The organism is Maricaulis maris, assembly GCF_049116555.1.
In the GTDB taxonomy this organism is placed as follows: domain Bacteria; phylum Pseudomonadota; class Alphaproteobacteria; order Caulobacterales; family Maricaulaceae; genus Maricaulis; species Maricaulis maris_C.
Genome location: NZ_JAGDYT010000001.1, coordinates 613270 through 629557, shown reverse-complemented (window position 1 = coordinate 629557; position 16288 = coordinate 613270). Strand labels below are relative to the sequence as shown.

15 protein-coding genes and 1 tRNA gene are annotated in these 16288 nt (G+C 63.6%); 5 read left to right on the top strand and 11 right to left on the bottom strand.

Annotated elements, in window-relative coordinates; genetic code table 11:
* The first annotated feature begins 13 nt into the window (after positions 1-13).
* The 3 genes from cutA to JXQ94_RS02875 all read left to right on the top strand — a co-directional run bounded on the left by cutA (position 14) and on the right by JXQ94_RS02875 (position 2493).
* A complete protein-coding gene (gene cutA / locus JXQ94_RS02885) occupies positions 14-343 on the top strand; it encodes a divalent-cation tolerance protein CutA (RefSeq protein ID WP_421922311.1) in 330 nt (109 codons plus the stop codon).
* 139 nt (positions 344-482) lie between these two features.
* Positions 483-1535 (top strand): helix-turn-helix domain-containing protein, encoded by a 1053-nt coding sequence (locus JXQ94_RS02880; protein ID WP_421922310.1) that lies wholly within the window; start codon positions 483-485, stop codon positions 1533-1535.
* Between the two features lie 115 nt (positions 1536-1650).
* Positions 1651-2493, top strand: a complete 843-nt coding sequence (locus tag JXQ94_RS02875) for a sterol desaturase family protein (RefSeq protein WP_421922309.1) — start codon at positions 1651-1653, stop codon at positions 2491-2493.
* 66 nt (positions 2494-2559) lie between these two features.
* Here JXQ94_RS02875 and JXQ94_RS02870 read toward each other — a convergent pair whose 3' ends face one another.
* From JXQ94_RS02870 to JXQ94_RS02855, 4 genes are all read right to left on the bottom strand, one after another.
* Positions 2560-2814 (bottom strand): hypothetical protein, encoded by a 255-nt coding sequence (locus tag JXQ94_RS02870; RefSeq protein WP_421922308.1) that lies wholly within the window; start codon positions 2812-2814, stop codon positions 2560-2562.
* A gap of 144 nt (positions 2815-2958) precedes the next feature.
* Positions 2959-3035, bottom strand: a tRNA-Met gene (locus tag JXQ94_RS02865).
* Positions 3036-3130: 95 nt separating this feature from the next.
* Entirely contained in the window at positions 3131-5188 is a 2058-nt protein-coding gene (locus JXQ94_RS02860; RefSeq protein WP_421922307.1) for a methyl-accepting chemotaxis protein, read from the bottom strand.
* Positions 5189-5317: 129 nt separating this feature from the next.
* On the bottom strand, positions 5318-5650 hold the full coding sequence (locus JXQ94_RS02855; protein ID WP_421922306.1) for an energy transducer TonB: 333 nt from the start codon (positions 5648-5650) through the stop codon (positions 5318-5320).
* Positions 5651-5985: 335 nt separating this feature from the next.
* Between JXQ94_RS02855 and JXQ94_RS02850 the strand changes: the two genes are divergently transcribed.
* Positions 5986-7053, top strand: a complete 1068-nt coding sequence (locus tag JXQ94_RS02850) for a malate/lactate/ureidoglycolate dehydrogenase (RefSeq protein WP_421922305.1) — start codon at positions 5986-5988, stop codon at positions 7051-7053.
* A gap of 3 nt (positions 7054-7056) precedes the next feature.
* On the opposite strand, the gene JXQ94_RS02845 is transcribed toward JXQ94_RS02850, so the two are convergent.
* From JXQ94_RS02845 to JXQ94_RS02830, 4 genes are all read right to left on the bottom strand, one after another.
* A complete protein-coding gene (locus JXQ94_RS02845; RefSeq protein ID WP_421922304.1) occupies positions 7057-7551 on the bottom strand; it encodes an acyl-CoA thioesterase in 495 nt (164 codons plus the stop codon).
* A 119-nt stretch (positions 7552-7670) separates the two neighbouring features.
* Positions 7671-8825, bottom strand: a complete 1155-nt coding sequence (locus JXQ94_RS02840; protein WP_421922303.1) for a hypothetical protein — start codon at positions 8823-8825, stop codon at positions 7671-7673.
* A 165-nt stretch (positions 8826-8990) separates the two neighbouring features.
* Complete coding sequence (gene lpdA / locus JXQ94_RS02835) at positions 8991-10421, bottom strand: dihydrolipoyl dehydrogenase (protein ID WP_421922302.1); 1431 nt, start codon at positions 10419-10421, stop codon at positions 8991-8993.
* Between the two features lie 91 nt (positions 10422-10512).
* Complete coding sequence (locus JXQ94_RS02830; RefSeq protein ID WP_421922301.1) at positions 10513-10722, bottom strand: hypothetical protein; 210 nt, start codon at positions 10720-10722, stop codon at positions 10513-10515.
* A 168-nt stretch (positions 10723-10890) separates the two neighbouring features.
* Between JXQ94_RS02830 and JXQ94_RS02825 the strand changes: the two genes are divergently transcribed.
* Positions 10891-12399, top strand: a complete 1509-nt coding sequence (locus JXQ94_RS02825) for an aldehyde dehydrogenase (NADP(+)) (protein WP_421922300.1) — start codon at positions 10891-10893, stop codon at positions 12397-12399.
* Between the two features lie 297 nt (positions 12400-12696).
* Here the strand turns inward: JXQ94_RS02825 and JXQ94_RS02820 are convergent, their stop codons facing one another.
* From JXQ94_RS02820 to JXQ94_RS02810, 3 genes are read right to left on the bottom strand one after another with little or no spacing between them, the layout of a single operon-like run.
* Positions 12697-13956 carry a dihydrolipoamide acetyltransferase family protein gene (locus tag JXQ94_RS02820; protein WP_421922299.1) on the bottom strand — a complete coding sequence of 420 codons (1260 nt, stop codon included), beginning with the start codon at positions 13954-13956 and terminating at the stop codon, positions 12697-12699.
* 3 nt (positions 13957-13959) lie between these two features.
* Positions 13960-14973 (bottom strand): alpha-ketoacid dehydrogenase subunit beta, encoded by a 1014-nt coding sequence (locus JXQ94_RS02815; RefSeq protein ID WP_421922298.1) that lies wholly within the window; start codon positions 14971-14973, stop codon positions 13960-13962.
* 3 nt (positions 14974-14976) lie between these two features.
* Entirely contained in the window at positions 14977-16206 is a 1230-nt protein-coding gene (locus tag JXQ94_RS02810; protein ID WP_421922297.1) for a 3-methyl-2-oxobutanoate dehydrogenase (2-methylpropanoyl-transferring) subunit alpha, read from the bottom strand.
* Positions 16207-16288 lie beyond the last annotated feature (82 nt).

Sequence of the window (16288 nt, the reverse complement as noted above, 5' to 3'; positions counted from 1 at the left end):
GAGAAATTTGGCCATGCACAGCCTACGCCTGATCTACACGACCTGGCCGGATGCCGAGAGCGCAGGTGCCGCAGCCACGGCTGTCGTCACCGAGGGATTATGCGCCTGCGCCAACATCCTGCCCGGCATGACAAGCGTTTATCGCTGGCGGGGCGAGATCGCAAAGGCAAGCGAATGCGTGGCCGTGTTCAAGACGACCCAGAGCGCCGCGAAGGCACTTGTCGTCCGCCTTGCCGAACTCCACCCCTATGACGAGCCTGCCTTGATCGGCCTGCCCGTCGACGCGGACAGCAGCGCCCCGGGTTTTCTTGCCTGGGTGGCTTCGGAGGCCGACGTACAATGACAGCGCCACGGTCGATCGATTTCGAAAATGCGCAGACACGCCCCGCCGATGAGGCCATCACCCGGGGCACGCCTCGTCCCGACTCGCCCGACAGTCGGACGGGCGGCGAGACAGTCACGCAGGAAACCGGCCGGAGCCCATGACAACATCAGCCATACTGGAAATCCTCGCGCGCGGCGGCACAGTCGGCCTGGCCCTGATGATGGCGCTGATCTTCCTGCGCGATGCCGGCCGAGCGGTCGGCGCCCGCCTCGGCCTGCTTTTCGCGCTCGGCGTTGCCGGTTATGCGCTGGTCTCCTCCAACCTGATCTCCGAGGCGCTCGGCCCTGCCACCCTGCTCCTGAACCTGCTCGCCATCCCGACCGGGGTCTTGTTCTGGTGGTTTGCCACCGCCCTGTTCGACGATCATTTCGTCTGGCGGAGCTGGCGCCTCATACCACTCGGCCTGATTGTCCTGGCCGCCACCGGTCATTTCCTGCCCGATGAGGGGTCGCGCCTGTCGGTGATCTCGATCCTGCTCTGGCAGGCGGTGAATATCCTCCTGATGGCTCACGCAGCCGTGCTGGCGATCCGCGACTGGCCGGACGACCTGATCGAGCCGCGTCGCCGCTTTCGAATCGCCCTGGCCGGCCTCGTGGCGATTTTGGGAATCACGATCTCGGTCATGGAAGTGCGCTTTGCCGGGTCTGTTTTCCCGGACTGGGTCTTCCAGGCGCATGGCATGACGCTGTTCGGCCTTGCCGTCCTGTTTACGGGCTGGCTGATCGCGGCCCCGACCGACCTCTTCCCTCCCGACAGCTCTGGCAAGCAGCCCGGACCGGACATGGTCCGGCTGGCGCCGGAGGACAGGCCGCTTGCCGCACGGCTGGAACAGGCCATGACTGACGGGCTCTATCGGGAGCCCGGCCTCACGGTCGGCGCCCTCGCCGGGCATCTGGGTACGCGCGAGCACCGGCTTCGGCGCCTGATCAATCAGGGCCTGGGATTTCGCAATTTCTCGGCCTTCCTGAACAAGCACCGCCTGGCCGAAGCCAAACGCCTGCTGGCGTCACCGGAGCGCGCGCATGACCAGGTCCTGACCCTTGCACTCGATCTGGGTTACGGCTCCATCGCGCCTTTCAACCGGGCTTTCCGGGCAGAGACCGGCACGACGCCGACCCTCTTTCGCCGTGCCGCGCTCGCACGCGCCTGATCAAAACCGGATTTTTCGCATCGATTTCAAGAAAGATTGAGCGCGTTCGCCAACGCCGCGACGGGCGTCCATTCGGCCCTCAATCTGGCCCCTCACACACGCCATGAGGTACCAGATGTTGACCAATCCACCCGCCCTGCCAGACGTTCTGATCGAGGCCTACTCAACCGCGCCGGATCTCTTTCTGAGCGATCTCATGCGCTATGTCCTGGGCGCCGGGATCGTCTATCTCGTTATCCATGTCTGGCTGGCGCGGATCCTGGCACCGCGACGCATCCAGGCGCGCCTGCCGCGGCCGGGGCAGATCCGGCGCGAGATACTGGCCTCGCTGCGATCCGTCACGGTCTTTGCGATCATCGGACCGCTGGTCGTGCTGGAAATGCTCATCGGGGTGTCGCAAGCCTATGCGGACCCCATGGCCCGCGGCCCGGTCTGGTTCATCGTCTCGCTCGTCGGTCTCATCCTGGCCCATGACACCTGGTTTTACTGGACACATCGTCTCATGCACCAGCCGCACTGGTTCCGGCGTTTTCATCGCCTGCATCACCAATCGCGCACGCCGACCCCCTGGACAGCCTATGCCTTCAATGTGGGCGAAGCCGCCCTGCACGCGCTCTTCCTGCCGGTCATCCTGCTCGTCCTGCCCGTGCCACTGCCCGTACTCTTCCTGTGGGGCATCCACCAGATCGTGCGCAATGCGATCGGGCATTGTGGCGTCGAGATATTCCCGGCTCGCCAGGACGGGCGACCGCTCGTCGACTGGATCACGACCGTCACCCATCACGATCTTCACCACGCCCAGCCGGGCACGAATTTCGGTCTCTACTTCACTTGGTGGGATCGCTGGATGGGCACGGAAAATCCGGACTATCACGCCCGCTTCGCGGCAACTGTCCGGCGCCGGTCTGACCCGCTGGCTGACACCTTCCCCGCCGCGCGGTCGACAGGCAAGGCGTGACGGGACGGTGCGGGTCTCTGTGAGGCAAAGCCAACCGCGTCGCGGAGACCCGTCCTCTGGCTCGGGTCAGAGGTCCGGTTCGGAATGGCGCGAGGCGTCCCAGGCGGCTTCGTCAAAGCCGCGGCGGCGCGAAATGATGAGAACCGCGGAGAGTGCGCCGCCGAGCGCGAGACTGACCGCGCTGCCCAGACCGAGGGCGATCCAGCCATGCACGGTCATGACCACTCCGGATAGCTTGACCATGCCAAAGATCACGAAAGCGGCGCACATGGACAGCACAATGACCGCGGCGATGACGGACAGGATATTGGAACGCGACATGGCCGAGGCCTCCGGAAATGGCAAGCTGCCTATATGGGTCGGCGCGCCCGACCTTGCCACCCGTCAAGCGGCCGCAGGCGGATATGTCGCACGCCGCGCATAGGCCTGTTCGGGTGTCGGCTTGCCGTGATCTGGAGGGGGAAATGGTGGCGAGGGAGAGACTTGAACTCTCGACCTCACGATTATGAGTCGTGCGCTCTAACCAGCTGAGCTACCTCGCCACACCTGCCTCTCCGCAAGGGAGAGGCACGCCGTATACGCGCAGCGCCCACGGCTGGCAAGCCGTGGGCGCTGGCGGATTTCAGTTCTCTCGCAGTTAGGCCGCGCGGACCTCTGTGAGGAATTGCTCAACGGCACTCTTGAGCGAGTCCGACTGACGCGACACGGCCAGAGAGGCCTCAAGCACTTCGCCTGCGCTCTCCCCGGTTTCCGAGGTCGCCTGATCGACTTCCTGGATATTGGTGAAGACCTCGCTGGTGCCGTCGGCCGCTTCCTGGGCCGAACGGGTGATCTCGCCCGCCGCCGCACGCTGCTCTTCCATGGCAGCGGCAATCGCCGTGGCAATCTCGCTCATCTCGTGGATCGTGCCGCCAATCGACGACATGGCTTCGACCGCCTTGGCCGTCGCGCCCTGGATGCCCGAGATGTGTTCGGAAATGTTCTGCGTGGCCGCACCGGTCTGGCTGGCCAGTGCCTTGACCTCGGAGGCGACGACCGCAAAGCCCTTGCCGGCTTCACCGGCGCGGGCCGCTTCAATCGTGGCGTTGAGGGCCAGGAGATTGGTCTGCTCGGCGATGTCGTTGATGAGGCTGACGATATTGTCGATCGACTTGGCCGCATCATCGAGGCGCTGAACATCCCCATTGGTCTGCTCGACCTGGTCAACCGCCGAATCGGCGATTTCCGTTGAGCGGGAGATCTGCTGGGAGATCTCGCCAATCGAAGACACCATTTCCTCGGCAGCCGCGGCCACGGTCTGGACGTTCTGGGACGCCCCTTCCGAGGCCTGGGCGACAGCGGCGGATTTGCCTGTGGTCGCGGCGGCGGTCGAGCTCATCGCCCGGGCTGAGGTCTCCATGCGCGTCGCGGCTTCGGCCACCTGGCCAAGTGCGTCGCTGGAAGCCTGCTCGAAAACCTGGATCAGGCTCTCGACTGCAGCCGAGCGCTTTTCCTTCATGCGGCGCTCTTCTTCGGTCTCCGCCTCGAGGCGGGCTCGCTCGATGGCGTTCTGGCGGAAGACATCCACCGAGCGCGCCATGTCGCCGATTTCGTCCTTGCCGGGCGTAAAGCCAAGATTCACATCGCTATTGCCCTCGGCCAATGCACCCATGGTGCGGGCCATGGCGCTGAGGCGCGTGAGCAGCATGTTGTTGACGTAGAACCAGGCAATCGCGGCAGCGACAACCAGGCCAATGGCGGCGATGGCAATCAGCAGGATGCGACCGGTGATCACGGCAGCGTCTGCGGCGGCCGTCGCATCGGACACACGATCCGCAACTTCCGTCTTGAAGTCCTGGACGCTGGCCAGCAGGGTTTCGGCCGAGATGCGGGCTTCCTCAGCCACGACTTCGGCGGCGGCCACGGCGGCCAGCTCGGCCTTGCGCAATTCAAACACGCCGGACCGGCCTTCACCGAAATTGATCAGATTGTCGGCCTGGGTCTGCATGATGTCGGTAACGATCGGGCCGAGAATGGCAAAATTGACGTCGAGCTCGCCGGCGGCTTCATCGAACCGGTCGAAGACGCCATCAACCGCACCCGTGGTTGCCGAGGTATCGACCTCATTGAACTGGATCATGATCTGGTTGGCGGCGATGAGGGCCCGCAACAGGCTTTCAATATCGGCTTCGTCGCTGGAATCGAGGGCGCCCTCGACGCTGGCGGCCAGATCGGCCCGGGCCGTGCGCGCTGCGGCAGTGACATCGCGGCGGCTGTCGCGAATTTGCAGGCGACGCTCGACCACCTCATTCATGCCTTCGACCAACTCGTTCAGATCGGTAACAGCGGCCTGCAGGGCTGCCGTCTCGCTCGTACCGGACAGCGCCTGGAGCTCCGAGAGGCTCTGGCTCAGGGAGTCGCGATAATCCGTGACGCGGTTGTAGTTTTCGAGGCGGGCCTCAACCGTGGTCGATCCTGCAAACTGACCGAGCGCACCGGTCAGACCGACACTGTCCTCGGACAGGCGATCCACCGCCTGGGTTTCAGGTATCGCGCGATTGGTGATCTGCTCGACGGCATGGTTGGCCGAGTTGAAGCCGGTCACACCGACAATCGCAGCAATCAGGGTCATCAAAGACGTCAGCGCGAATGCGGCGAGGAGCCGGACCCGGATACTGGTCGTCTTGTCGAAGAATTTGGCGAACACAGAATTCATTGCAAGGCCCCTAGGGTTAATGCCCCGATTCAAAAAGATACGGCGACGCTAACGCGCCGCCGTAAATGAATTCTTATGATGGTAAACGCTTTTCAGTTCTTTCGCTGATTAGCGTTTGGCCTTGGGGCTTTAGCCGCCCAGGCTGAAGTCGAAACGCTGCTGTACACCTGCGGTTGCCGCTGCAGCCGGGGCATATTCCCAGCCTTCGATGGCGCGCAGGACGGCGCGATCGAACACGCCTTCCGGTTCCGCTTCGACAACCGAGGCCTCGGCAACCGAGCCGTCTTCCGACACGGTATATTCGACCACAGCGTAACCTTCGATGCCGCGACGCTCAGCGCCTCGCGGATATTCCGGAGCTTCCACAGCGGTGCGCTCGCGGTCCTGAGCCAGTGCCGGAGCCGCAGTGAAAGCCAGAGCCGACATCGCGGCTGCCAGAATCATGGTTCCCGTCTTTTTCATGACTTACCCTTCATCCATTTTAAAATGGCGCGTCCGGGATTTTCCCCGTGTTCGAACGCCGTGTTGAATTCATGCGGGTCGTTTGCTGCCCGACGAGATGGAGAATGCACGAGAGCGGTTGCCAAACTTTTAAACCGACGCGGAAAAGGCGGTTTTTGGATTGATTTTTTATTCGAACAAAATCAGGAGCTTAAAGGCTTTCTCGCTCCCAAAAGTCCCGATTGTGCCAAAATGTGACAGGTTTCGATCTGATCTATGCTTAATAAAGCCATAACGGAACCGCACAAATCTTATGCATACAGCCGGTTTATTGAGAAAGGCAGATTGATCCAGAGATGAGCACACCGGAACGCCGCCTGAACCCGACCAATCTTCTGGAGTTTTGCGCCACTGTTCTCAGTGAGGGCGGGGCCAGCAAGGATGACGCAGCCTGTGTTGCCGCCCATCTGGTCGACGCCAACCTAAAGGGCCATGACAGCCATGGCGCCGGCCTCCTGCCCGCCTATGCCCAACACATGAAGCGCGGCCAGGTCAATCTGGAGGCCTCGGAACAGGTGCTGGCCGATACCAGCGTCATCCTGCGCATCGATGCCGATGGCGGCTGGGGGGCTCCGGCTGGTCAGCGCCTGGTCGAGAGGGCCAGCGTCAAGGCGCGCGAGCACGGGCTCGCCGCGGCCACACTGGGACATGTCCATCATCTCGGTCGCCTTGGCGCCTATGCCGAACAGGCGGCCGCTGCCGGCCTGGTCTCGATCCACTTTGTGAATGTGACCGACCATGCGCCCCTGGTCGCCCCCTATCGCGGTACGGATGCGCGCTTCGGGACCAATCCGGTCTGTATCGGCTATCCGGCGACGCCGAACCGACCCGCCTTCCTGCTCGACATGGCCACCAGCCAGATCGCCCTGGGCAAGGTACGCATCGCCGCCAATCGCGGCGTGCCCGTGCCGGGCGGCTCGCTGATCGACAAGCACGGCATGGCGACGACCGACCCCAGCGGCATGGCCGGGTTTGAGCTGGCAGGCGCCCTGACCCCGCTGGGCAAGCACAAGGGGTATGGACTCGCCTTCGCCTGTGAACTCCTGGCCGGCGTACTGGGCGGAGGCGGCACAATCCAGCCGGGCACACCCCGCAGGGGCGGGATCAGCAACGGCCTCTTCTCCATCTTCATCGACCCGGCGGCCTTCGGCGACGCCGACTGGATGCAGGCCGAGACCGACGCCATGGCCCGCTACGCCCTCGCCTCCCCGCCGATGGACTGGGACAGCCCCGTCCTCTATCCCGGCGACCCGGAACGGGCGATCGCCGGCAAGCGCGGCAAGGAAGGCATCCCGATGGATGACATCACGATCGGGCAGTTGAATGCTGTGGCGGAAGCGCTGGGTGTGGCAGAACGGCTTTAGCGCCTACTCCAGCTCTGCCCCCACAAGGCCGAACGCCGCCATCACATCTTCCCCAATCCGCATCGGGCGGCGACTTTCGCGGCCGATCCGGCACCATTCGGTGGTGGCGCGGGCAGAGACGCGTTTGGCGCCGGGCTTGCGGATATCGACATGGCGGTCGAAACGGGGGCCATGCACCTTTCCCAGCCAGGTGCGGATCTCGGCGGTTTCGCCGGGCAGGATCGGATCGCGGTATTCGATCGTGTGTTTCAGGGCGACCCAGACTTCCCCGGCCACTGTGTCGGGCGGGCTGATGAGATGCCAGTGGGTCACCGCCATCTCCTGCACCCAGCGCAGATAGACAACATTGTTGACGTGACCCAGCTCGTCGAAATCATCAGGCTTGGGCGTAATGGTCCGCATCAACGCGGTTTCATAGGAGATACAGCCCATACCCTCGCCGGGGGCGAGCGGTTTGTGGTCGATAATGCCGGTCAAACCGATCTGTCCGTCGTCCATGTCATCTCCTCAAGCCTGATACGGAGTCGTCTCACGCGTGCGCACGCGAGGGAAGTGAATGGGCGGTATTCAATGAAGCCCGCTCGACGCGCGAGACCCGGGGTCTCCGTATCGCGAGCTTACTCGCTCTGCCCTGTCATGTCGTCCGACAGGCTGATACCGGCGGCACACGCCGTTCCGCCGGCCAGAACACAGGCGAAAAAGTCACGAATGCGCTCTTCCATTTCCGGCGGGGTGGTATGTTCCACACCGGGGAGTGCCAGCGAGTTGAAATCACGCATGCCGAAGCCGACATAGAGATCCTGCACAAACGGCACCCGGTCGAGTGTCGATGCGCCCAATGTCTCATTCACCCACTGCGCCTGCTCACAGGAATAGCTGTCCGAGCGGAATGCATCACAGGTGAAGGGGGGCGCCCGCACGGAATCGTTTTCATCGGCGCCGCCCTGGTAGAGAAGGACGGGCGTTTCCCGCAACGCCTCAGCATTCAGCGCTCGCCCAGTGACCATTTCCAGGTCCGCGACACCGACGGGAAAGCTGAGCGCCTGGCCGTCAACTTCGCTGACAGGCAAGATCGGCAATCCGCCCAGTCCACCGGCAGCAACAGCGCGCACCCGCTCGGGATGGAGGGCGGCCATTCGGGTCACAAAATCACCCGCAGCTGAAAACCCCCAGAACAGGGCATCCTCGCTGACATCAAACCCGCTCGCTGCGAGCTTGGCTTGTGCATCATCCAGCATGGCGAGCAATTGCAGGTCCGGGCGCGCATATCGCGGCTCTTGATGCAGCATCGCGGCGCGCGTCATCGCATGGATGTACAGATTGCCCTCAGGGCCATCAACGAGCGGCCGTGGAAACACGGGAGTCAGCATCGGCGTACCGAGATGCCGCCCATAATCGACAAACAGCTGTTCGTTGCGCATAGCCGCCCAATAATCATGCGTCTCGAACGGTGCCCCGAACAGGCCGTCATTATTGGGTTCAACCAACACCGCACCACCGGGCGCCACGACATCCGGGACAAAGAGGTAGTATGGCCAGTGGAAACCGGCTTCGGGATCGGCTTCGATCCGATAGATCGTGCGGGGGGCAAGCTCACCGTGATAGACCTCGGCCGTCGGGGCAGGCCCTACAAGCTGGCTGATATGGTCCGGGGTCCGGGAATTCGGGTTCATGGACACACGCGCGCGCGGATCCACAGCTTCATCCGACTGGGCCTGCAGCCCGCCCGGCGCAACCAGCACAGCCACAACTGCCATCACCAAGCGCATCATCAGTACATCCCCCGGAGCCGCTCGAACACAGCCCCGGATTACAGCAGATCCCAAGCGATGGCGAGGCGCCGCCGTGCCCTGAAAGGGAGGAACGTCGCCGTCTGTTTCCCCCTTTGAGGGGCAGTGGCCAGGCCCGGAGAAAATCCGGGCTTGGCGAGGAAGGCGCTACTTCTTCGGTGCCGAAATATGGATCGGGTGGCCCAGCGCCGTCAGGGCGGCTTCGGCGAAGCCTTCGGTCAGGGTCGGGTGGACGTGGATCGTGCCGGCAATGTCGTCCAGGCGCGCGCCCATCTCGACCGCAAGGGCGAACTCGCCGGACAGTTCGGAGACATGGGTGCCCACGGCGTGGATGCCGAGGATGACATGATCCTCCTTGCGCGCCGTGACGCGGACAAAACCGCCATCCAACCCGGCTTCCATCGAGAGGTAACGCCCGGAGGCGGCCAGCGGGAATTTGCCGGTGATGATCTCTTCGCCCTTGGCCTTGGCCTCGTCCGGGGTCAGGCCGACGCCCACGATTTCCGGCTCGGTGAAGCAGACCGCGGCTATGGAGACCGGGTCATGCTCGCGGCGATGACCGGCGATGATCTCCGCGACCATCTCGCCCTGGGCCGTCGCCTTGTGCGCCAGCAATGGTTCGCCGACGACATCGCCGATGGCGAAGACACCCCGCATGCCGGTGCGGCACTGATTGTCGACCTTGATGAATTTGCCATCCAGATCGAGACCCATATTTTCCAAACCCCAGCCGTCCAGACAGGCCTTGCGACCTACCGCGACCAGGATCTTGTCAGCCTCGATGGTCTTGGCCGCGCCCTTGGCATCCTCATAGGCAAGAACGGCCTTGCCGCCCGTTTCGGTGACACCCTTGGCCTTGCAGGACAGGTTCACATCGACCTTGTGCTTCTTCAGCCACATCGTGATCGGGCGGGTGATCTCCTTGTCATAGAGCGGCAGGATTCCATCCGACGCTTCGATGAAAGTGACCTTGGAGCCCAGCTTGCGATAGGCGATGCCCAACTCGAGACCGATATAGCCGGCACCGACCACAATCAGGTTTTCCGGCAACTCGGTCAGGTTCAGCGCTTCGGTCGAACCAATGACGGTATCGCCGAACGGCAGGAAGGGCAGTTCAACCTCAACCGAGCCGGTGGCGAGGATGACATGCTCGGCCGTGATCTCGACCTTTTCGCCATCTTCCATCGTCACGACACAGGTCTTGGCGTTGGAAAATTCGGCCCAGCCAGCGATGTGCTCGGCTCCAGCGGCCTTGATCAGCTGGCCGACCCCGCCGGTGAGCTTGGAGACGATGCCGTCTTTCCAGCCCACCAGCTTGCCCATGTCGAGCTTGGGCGCTTCGGCCAGCGAGATGCCCAGCACATCACCGTCCGCATGCTTGCCCATTTCCTCGAACTTGGTCGCTGCATGGATCATTGCCTTGGAGGGGATGCAGCCGCGATTGAGGCAGGTGCCGCCCAGACCGTGCTTGTCGACAATAATGGTGTCCAGACCCAGCTGGCCGGCGCGGATGGCGGCCGGATAGCCGCCCGGGCCACCTCCGACAATGAGGACTTGGCAAGACCGTGTCTGCATCACAGGCGCTCCTTGGAAGATCAAAGCACGAAAACGCGTTTTCCGGGGTTGGATTTAGCGGTTCGGGGGATAAAGGGAAAGGGGCTGACTGAGCCTAGGCGGCCCGGGCAAGGCGCCGCCAGAGCAGCGAGCCGATCGGCGCAAGGACCAGGATTGCGGCAAAGCTGCCGAAGACGACCCCGGGCATCCACTCTGATTGGATACCGACCGACTTGTGAAAGAACATCAGCAAGAAGATGCCGGCCGCCCAGACCGCGATGACGGAGACGCTGTCGGACCAGGTCTGTTTGATGACTGACGGCATTTCGGGCACCCCTCTGGAGGCATTTGTGCCTTTGATCCCGCGCCATCGTCAAGCCAGGTGGAGGCCGTTTGGAGGCCGGCGGGACGCCGGTGAAAACTCACAGCCGGGCCTGTTGAATAACTCAGACAATTAAGGCATGACACCTGTAAAGCAAGCTGAGGACACGCCATGATCATCGGGAAACACCTTGTCGCCGGAAACTGGATCGGCAGCGATGCCAGCTTCACCTCAAGCCCGGCTCACGGCCCGTCCCATGCATTCGCCGTCGGCACGCCGGCCCTGGTCGACCAGGCCTGTCAGGCCGCTGAGGATGCCTTCTGGTCCTATGGGTATTCCTCACGCGAGGATCGCGCCAAATTCCTCCACACCATAGCCGACGAGATCGATGCACGCGGCGAGGCGATCACAGAGATCGGCACCCAGGAGACGGGCCTGCCGGACGCGCGCCTCAATGGCGAGCGCGGTCGCACGGTCGGACAGCTTCGCCTCTTCGCCGAGCACATCCTGAAGGGTGAGTATCTGGACACGCACCATGATGCCGCCCTGCCGGACCGCGCGCCCCTGCCGCGCCCGGATATCAAACTCGTCCAGCGCCCGGTCGGCCCGGTCGCCGTCTTCGGCGCTTCCAATTTCCCGCTCGCCTTCTCCACGGCCGGTGGTGACACCGCGGCGGCCCTGGCGGCCGGATGCCCGGTCGTTGTCAGAGGCCATTCCGCCCATCCCGGGACCGGTGATCTCGTCGCCCAGGCCATCGACGCGGCCATCAAGGCCTGCGGCGTGCATCCCGGCGTGTTCAGCCTGATCCAGGGGGGGGATCGCGCGGTCGGGCAGGCCGTGGTCGAGCACCCGCTGATCAAGGCCGTCGGATTTACCGGCTCGCTGGCCGGTGGTCGTGCCCTGTTCGACCTGTGCGCGGCACGCCCAGAACCCATCCCTTTCTTCGGAGAGCTCGGATCGGTCAATCCGATGTTCCTCCTGCCCGGCGCCATGGCATCCCGCGCCGAAACGATCGGCGCAGGCTGGGCCGCCTCGCTGACCATGGGCGCCGGCCAGTTCTGCACCAATCCGGGCATCGCAGTCGTCATCGATGGCCCTGAGGCCGAGACCTTCATCCAGGCCGCCGTCACCGGCCTCGGCGAAGTCGGCCCGCAAACCATGCTCACCGACGGGATTGCCCAGGCCTACCAGAAGGGCCGCGATGTCATCCGCGGCACATCCGGCGTTCGCGAAGTCCTGACCACGACCTGCGATCTGCGCAATGCCACGCCCTATCTTTTCGTCACGACAGGAGCTGACTGGCTGGCGAATGAAGCCCTTGGCGAGGAAGTCTTCGGGCCACTCGGCCTGGTGGTCACCGTCAAGGACGAGGCCGACATGCTGAAAATCGCCCACTCGCTGCAGGGCCAGCTGACCGCCACCCTGCACATGGAAGACGGCGATACGGCGCTCGGGCAGAAACTCATGCCGGTGCTGGAACGCAAGGCCGGTCGCATCCTGACCAATGGCTTCCCCACGGGTGTCGAGGTTTGCGACGCCATGGTCCATGGCGGCCCCTATCCGGCCTCGACCAATTTCGGTGCCACCTCGGTCGGCACGATGTCGATCCGCCGCTTCCTGCGCCCGGTCAGCTATCAGAACATGCCGGACGCGCTGATGCCCGGCGATTGGGCGGGGTAGCTTTCCTCCCGATGCCATCGGGAGGGGCCCCCGAAGCTGTGGAGGGGGTGGCGACTTCGCCACGTTGTGGAGGAAAAGCGGCCCAACCGCCACTTGGCGAATGCTGTCAGTCAACGCCTTGGCTGGCGCTGGGATTACGCCGACCGGAGACCGACATAAACCAGGCGGGGACTAAGACTGGCAACCATCGCCTGGCCCCAATCCCACCAAACCAACCGACCCGACCATCCGCCCACAAAAAAGCGGGACGCCCGATCCGGGTGTCCCGCTCTTGTCGCATCATCCTGTTCGCTCAGCTCACATGAACAGCGTCGCCGGGTTTTCCAGATAGCCCTTTACGGCCTGGATCAGCATGGCGGCCTCATAGCCATCAACGATACGGTGATCGAAACAGCTGGAGAGGTTCATCAGCTTGCGCGGCACGACCAGGCCCTCGGCAGTGTAGCGCGGCAGGGTCTGCATCTTGTTGACGCCGATAATGGCGGTTTCCGGCGCATTGAGGATGGGCGTGGTGACCAGGCCACCGATCGCCCCCAGCGAGGTGATGGTGATGGTCGAACCGGTCAGCTCGTCCTTGGTCGCCTTGCCGTCCTTGGCCGCGCCGGCCAGACGTCTCAGCTCGGCCGCGATCTGCCAGATATCGAGGCTCTCGGCATGCTTGATGACCGGCACCATGAGACCGTTCGGCGTCGCAGCAGCGACCCCGCAATGCACGGCATCATGCTTGGTCAGCAACATCGCCTCGCCATCAAAATGGGCATTGGCCTGGGGCGTGTTTGGCAGTGCCCTGGTCAGCGCCATGACCAGGAAGGGGATGAAGGTCAGCTTGGCCTGGTCATCCGATTTGGTCGCATTGAGATGGGCCCGCAATTCTTCCAGCGCCGTGACGTCGATTTCCTCGACATAGGCAATATCCGGAATGGTGCGCTGGGCGTGGGACATATTGTCGGAGATGCGGCGGCGGAGGCCGATCACCTTCTCCTCGGTGATACCGGTGCGCGGCGCGCGGACCGATGAACTGCCCGAACCCGAGCGGGCCACGAGACGGCCGCCGGACTTGATGAAGTCGTCCAGATCGTCATGCGTGATACGACCGGCCGGGCCGGTGCCCGGCACATTGGCCAGGTCGATGTCGGCTTCCAGGGCCCGCTTGCGCACGGCCGGGCTGGCCAGAGGGCGTTCACCGCCCGTACGGCTGGCGATCGACGGCGCCACGCTGGCGGCGACCGGCTCGGCGGCTTTCGGCGCTGCGGGCTTGGCCGGTTCGGCCGGCTTGGCATCCTCAGCCGGGGCCGCGTCTTCGGCCGGAGCCGCGCCGTCGACAGCGATGAACATGATCTCGGTACCAACGGCGATAACATCGCCCGGCGCGCCGACCAGCTTGGTCACCGTGCCATTGACGGCACAGGGGATCTCAACCGTGGCCTTGTCGGTCATCACGTCCAGGACATGCTGGTCCTCGGTGACCGTATCGCCTTCCTTGACGTGCCATTCGACGATTTCCGCCTCGACGATCCCTTCGCCGACATCGGGCATCTTGTAACGGTATTCGCTCATCGATCAGGCCTCCAGAACGGCGTTCATGGCATTGATGAAACGGTCGGGCCCCGGGAAATAGGCCCATTCATGGGCGTGCGGATAGGGCGTATCCCAACCGGTCACGCGCTGGATCGGTGCCTCGAGTGCATAGAAGCATTCTTCCTGCACCTGGGCGGCCAGCTCGGCCGCAAAGCCCGATGTGCGCGGCGCTTCCTGGGCGACGATACAGCGACCGGTCTTGTTGACTGAACGGGCAATCGTCTCGAGATCATAGGGTACCAGGGTCTTCAGATCGATCACTTCGGCATCGATACCGGCCTTCTCGGCGGCCGCCTGGGCAACCAGAACCAGCGTGCCATAAGTGACGATGGTGATCGCCGAGCCTTCCCGCACGACTTCCGCCTTGCCGATCGGCAGGCTGTAATAGTCTTCCGGCACCTCACCCTTGGGATGTTTGCCCCAGGACGACAGCGCGCCGCCGGAATGGCCTTCGAACGGACCATTATACAGGCGCTTGGGTTCGAAGAAGATCACCGGGTCCGGGCTCTCGATCGCGGCGATCAGCAGGCCCTTGGCGTCATAGGGGTTGGACGGCATGACCACCTGGACACCCGGCACCTGGGTGAAAAAGGCTTCCGGGCTCATCGAGTGGGTCTGCCCCCCCCGGATACCACCGCCACAGGGCGAGCGGACCACGACCGGAGCGGTGAACTGACCGGCCGAGCGGTAACGCAGGCGGGACATTTCCGAGACGATCTGGTCCAGGCCCGGGAAGATATAGTCGGCGAACTGGATCTCGGCGACGGGCTTCAAGCCCTTTGCCGCCATGCCGATCGCCATGCCCATGATGGCCGCTTCATTGATCGGCGCGTCGAAAGAGCGGTCGAGACCGTATTTCGTCTGCAGATTGGCGGTAACCCGGAAGACCCCCCCGAAATAGCCGGCATCCTCGCCAAAGCTGATCACGTCGGGATCGCTTTCCATCATGTTGTCCAGGCCGGAATTGAGGGCCTGGATCATGTTCATCTTGGCCATGATCTAGACTCCCAGGTCCTGGCGCTGGCGACGCAGGCGCCAGTCCGGTTCGGCATAGACATCCTCGAAGATCGACTCGACCGGCGACAGCGGCCCGTCATGCAGCGTGCCGTGGGTCTCGGCTTCCTTGTAGGACGCGATCACCATCTCGTTGAGCTCTTTCTCGAGCGCGGCATGGCGCTCCTCATCCCACTCACCCAGACCGATCAGGTGCTGTTTGAGACGCTCGACCGGATCGCCCAGCGGCCAGATCTCATTCTCGCCCTTGGGGCGATAGCCGGACGGGTCATCCGAGGTGGAATGCGCATCGGCGCGGTAGGTGAAGTGCTCAATCACGGTCGCGCCATGTCCGGCACGGGCACGCTCGGCAGCCCATCGGGTCGCCGCGTAGACGGCGAGGAAGTCATTGCCGTCGATCCGCAAGGACGCCAGGCCATAGCCCATGCCCTTATAGGCAAAGGTTGGCGCGTCCCCGGCGGCGATGCCCTGGAAGGTCGAGATCGCCCACTGGTTATTGACCACATTGACGATGACCGGCGCCCGATAGGTCGAGGCCAGAACGAGGGCGCCATGGAAATCGCCCTCGGCGGTCGAGCCATCGCCGATCCAGGTCGCGGCAATCTCGCCATCACCGCGATACTCGCAGGCCATGGCATAGCCGACAGCCTGCGGCAGCTGGGTCGCGAGATTACCCGAGATCGAGAAGAATTTGCCCTCGGCCCAGGTATAGTGGACCGGCAGCTGGCGCCCCTTGAGATTGTCGCGGGAGTTGGAAATGCAGTGGCACATCATGTCGACAATGTCCCGGCCGCGGGCAAACAGGATGCCCTGCTGGCGATAGGACGGGAAAACCATGTCGGAATTCTGCATCGCCATGGCGCCGGCGACAGAGACCGCCTCTTCGCCCGTCGACTTCATGTAGAAGCTCATCTTGCCCTGACGCTGAAGCTTCAGCATGCGGTCATCAAAAACCCGCGTCAGCACCATGTGACGCAGTCCCTCGCGCAGGACATCCGGGTCCAGCTTGGGATCCCACTCACCCACTGCCTGGTGATTGTGATCAAGCACGCGGACCAGGCCGAGGGCCAGATCGCGTGTCTCCATACCGGCCACATCGGTTGCAGGCCGCTTGGCCTCCCCGGCGGGCGGGATGGCGATATGGGAAAAGTCAGGCGTGTCTCCGGGACGCACATGCGGCGCGGGAACGTGGAAGCGGGGTTCAGTGTGTGCCATGGGCTCTCGCTGAAAACTTCGGCAGGACGTGCCTATATGGGGTTCCCGCGATGATACGGAAACGCGACCGGCGTCTAGCGCG